Consider the following 627-nt stretch of genomic DNA (forward strand, 5'->3'; position numbering starts at 1 on the left):
AGCTTGTTCTTTATGGTCCAGGCTCGAACATCGAGTAGGACACCGTCACTCACCTGGGCCTTTGCCGGACAGGCGGACGGCCTCCGCATGAGCATGCGTTCTGTCACCGAACCACACTCATACGAAGGCCGCAGGGGTGAGTCTGCTGCATCACGATGCCTGGCACGAGGCACTCGACTTCACGTCACACTTCCGGGAGGACTTCTACGCGTGCCTGACCCGACGCGGTGACACGTTGTTCGAGGTCACCGATGCGATGCTCTGCGAGACCGGGCCGGTGACCTCGCCGGTCGACCTGACGCTGGTGGCCGAACACCGGCGTGGGCACGGCGCGTTGTACGACGCGCTGAACTGCGGCCGGATCGATGTGGACGGGCTGCGGCGGGCGCTGGCGGTGCTGCCGCAGCCCAAGGCCGCCGACAACCGGCTCGTCCTCGCGGTCGACGTCAGCAACTGGCTGCGCTCCGATGCCCCGACCAGCGCGGACCGATTGTTCTGTCACGTCTACGGGCGCAACGGACGCTCCAGTGATCAGTTCGTGCCGGGCTGGCCGTACTCGTTCGTCGCCGCGCTGGAGACCGGCCGCACCTCGTGGTGCCAACTGCTGGATGCTGTGCGTCTCGGCCC

Annotated in this window: 1 protein-coding gene; it reads left to right on the forward strand. The window is 66.5% G+C overall.

Going from position 1 to position 627, the window contains the following annotated elements:
* Positions 1–136 precede the first annotated feature (136 nt).
* On the forward strand, positions 137–627 hold a 491-nt coding region (locus I8N67_RS41865), incomplete at its 3' end, for a transposase (RefSeq protein WP_200309634.1).

It is taken from the genome of Streptomyces adelaidensis, from assembly GCF_016598475.1.
Lineage (GTDB): Bacteria > Actinomycetota > Actinomycetes > Streptomycetales > Streptomycetaceae > Streptomyces > Streptomyces adelaidensis.